Annotated in this window: 3 protein-coding genes; all 3 read left to right on the top strand. The window is 44.5% G+C overall.

Annotated elements, in window-relative coordinates; all coding sequences use genetic code 11:
• The first annotated feature begins 81 nt into the window (after positions 1 to 81).
• The 3 genes from VIP81_RS32715 (at position 82) to tssO (ending at position 2,711) form a co-directional block, all read left to right on the top strand.
• Positions 82 to 936, top strand: a complete 855-nt coding sequence (locus VIP81_RS32715; RefSeq protein WP_331972213.1) for a TssN family type VI secretion system protein — start codon at positions 82 to 84, stop codon at positions 934 to 936.
• A gap of 10 nt (positions 937 to 946) precedes the next feature.
• Positions 947 to 2,122, top strand: coding sequence for a hypothetical protein (locus tag VIP81_RS32710; RefSeq protein WP_331972209.1), 1,176 nt, complete (start codon positions 947 to 949; stop codon positions 2,120 to 2,122).
• Between the two features lie 64 nt (positions 2,123 to 2,186).
• Positions 2,187 to 2,711, top strand: a complete 525-nt coding sequence (gene tssO / locus VIP81_RS32705) for a type VI secretion system TssO (protein ID WP_331972206.1) — start codon at positions 2,187 to 2,189, stop codon at positions 2,709 to 2,711.
• Positions 2,712 to 2,721: the final 10 nt, after the last annotated feature.

The following is a 2,721-nucleotide window of genomic DNA, read 5'->3' as shown; positions in this document are numbered from 1 at the left end:
ATTACCAGCATCTGAAAAACCGAAGAAATGAAGAAATGTTAGTGCCCGAACCCGAAAAAACCTTGACATACCATCAGAACTATGAGATACACTGCTAAGTTTTATTTTATGCTGGCCGGCGTTCTGGCCGTAGGATCTTTCATAGTGGCTTTGCTCAGCAGATACATTAAAAATTTCAGCCTTTATAAGAAGAAAGCATTGCTGTATTTAGTGTGTATGACGTTGATCTTTGCTGTTATCAGTTCCATCCCTTTCCTGTTTACCCATCAAAACCTGATGAACCAGTATTTTTTTTACGAAGTATGGTTCCTCGGCCTGGGGGTAGTGCATTGTCATTTTATGTATACCCGTTTCTGGGCCAATGAAACAACGCTGGTATCTGAACTGGCTTTTATATTGGCCATCTGGTTGTTTGGCGGCGTAGGATTTGTGCTGGTTAACCGTTTCCTGGATAAAGATACGTTCCTGTATTACCCGATGCTGACCAGTATGTTTTCCTTTGTGTTGCCCACATTTGTTTATAAAACTTTTGAGAAGATGATGGCCATTCCGGTGAAGGTGCATAAGTGGTGGCAGTATCCGATGTACAAAGACCTGCCGGAAGTAAATGAAGAGGAGATGAAAGACCTCATTGTTATCGGCCTGGAAATGGAGAAAGGACCACAGGATGCAAACCGTACTTATTTCAGGGCACGCACCCCTATTAAGATGGATCTGGGCGATTTATTTTACCACTTTATTAATGATTATAACGACCGTTATCCCAATACCCCTATTGATTTTGTAGATAACACCGGACAGCCTTATGGCTGGGTATTTCACCTGAAACCACGATGGTTTGGCGGCGCCAAAACACTGGACCCGCACAAGGCCGTATTCATGAATGGTATCAAAGAAAACAGTGTGATTATTTGCAACAGAATTATGTTATCCTAAAAGTAGTATTATGGCAGAACCGCTAAAGCATTTTCCCGTTAACTGGGTAGATGGCATGAAGATAAAGAAGCAACATTTTATTGATACCGAAAATGCATTGCTGGATCAGATCAGGGACGCCGTTTCCTGTAGTATCCATGCACTCAATTATGGCCTCTTGCCTCCTAAAGGAGAAAATAAAGAATCGCTCCGTTGCTGGTTTATCAGTGATAATCAGCAGCAGTGGCGAATTAAATTAACAGAGTGCCGGGCGATAACGCCCGGTGGTGGAAGGATAGAGGTGCCGGAGCATACGGTACACTCACTGAAATATGCTACTACTTTCCCGGAAGCCACTTATACCTGGGATCCGCAGCATACAGAAAGTACATATTATGTACTGATACAGGTAAACCCTTTTAACCGGCAACCCAGTGGAGAACCCTTGCTGGATGAAGATCCGCCAAGACTACCCTATGCTACTCCCGAATATCATTTGTATGTAGCGCCTGCTTCTCAGTTGCCATCGGGGCAGCTGGGCAGCTATCAGATGGTGCTGGGCCGCATTACGGTGGCAGATGGGCGGCCGCAGATGGATGACGATTATATTCCTCCCTGCAGTATCGTAAGCGCACACCCGGCGTTAATAGATCTGCACCATGAGCTGGATCAGTTCCTCGGACAAATGGAGCTCTACGGCGTACACATTGTGCAAAAAATTTACGGCAGAAATCAGAACAACGACCTCGCACTCGTAGTACTGTATATTACTGAAAAAATGGTACAGTTTCTCGGTACCCGCATTACTCAGTTCAGATGGCTGGCCTTGAATCAGGCTCCCGCACAAATGCTGGAAATTATTGCAGGACTGGCCCGCACCATGAAAAACGCTATCGACCAACGTGCCGGCGCCGGCAAAGAAGAACTGCTTAATTATTTGTCCGAATGGTGTGAACTGCGACAGGGAGAACTGGAAAGCCTGATGATCAATTGCGCGAATATCCGCTATAAACATCTCGACGTTAGAGAGTGCCTGCAACCCATGATCCCCTTTGTGAGAGCCATCAATAAATTGTTTGAAAGCCTGAGCAGACTGGATTATATCGGCCGCAAGCAGGACGGCAATATTTTTGTAAAAGAAGAATCCGCCGAAGATGCAGAATACCTGCGTAAACATAAAACGAAACGTTGGTTTTTCACGGACTAGAAAAGTTGAAAAATAGCCATCATATCCCGATCATTTCCATTCAATCAAAAAAACATTCCGCAGTATGCAAGTATTAAACAGGCAGGAGAGAAATATTTCCTTTATATGGTTCCTGTTATTTTTTATTATAACAGTCGCCTTGTTTGTATTAGCCGTATTTTTTAATTACCAGGTGCCTGCCAGGGAAAATGCTTCCCTGCGCAAAGAACTAAGCTCATTCAGAACGGAACAGGCTTTCCAGGCAGAGTTTCTGCAGAAGCTGGAAAAGGTGAAGCATAACCTCGATTCCATTAATCTTCCTAATCAGAACGCTAATTATATGGATCAGGTGATAGCCGCTTCCCTCGCAGATATGCGTAACTCTATTCCCAAAGAAGCCGTTACGCATTACGGACTGTACGACAACATTGTGCAGAACTGTTTATCACTGCAGCAAACCAAGCAACAACTGCGTGAATTGCAAAATGCGCAGCAAAGTATTGCCGACCTGAAAGTACAGGTGGCCGACCTGAATGCGAAGGTGGAAAGTAAAAGTCGTGATCTGGATAATTGCAGACAGATGATGTTGCTGAATAGCCGCTCTCACTAACGGTTTCGAC

This window comes from Chitinophaga sp. (assembly GCF_036566945.1).
GTDB lineage: Bacteria > Bacteroidota > Bacteroidia > Chitinophagales > Chitinophagaceae > Chitinophaga.
The sequence above is the reverse complement of the archived record's forward strand: the minus strand, read 5'-3'. Positions and strand labels throughout refer to the sequence as shown.

Bases quoted from the DNA above. Each gene is read 5' to 3' on its own strand.
- VIP81_RS32715 (WP_331972213.1), top strand. From the start codon at position 82: ATGAGATACACTGCTAAGTTTTATTTTATGCTGGCCGGCGTTCTGGCC.
- VIP81_RS32710 (WP_331972209.1), top strand. From the start codon at position 947: ATGGCAGAACCGCTAAAGCATTTTCCCGTTAACTGGGTAGATGGCATG.
- tssO (WP_331972206.1), top strand. From the start codon at position 2,187: ATGCAAGTATTAAACAGGCAGGAGAGAAATATTTCCTTTATATGGTTC.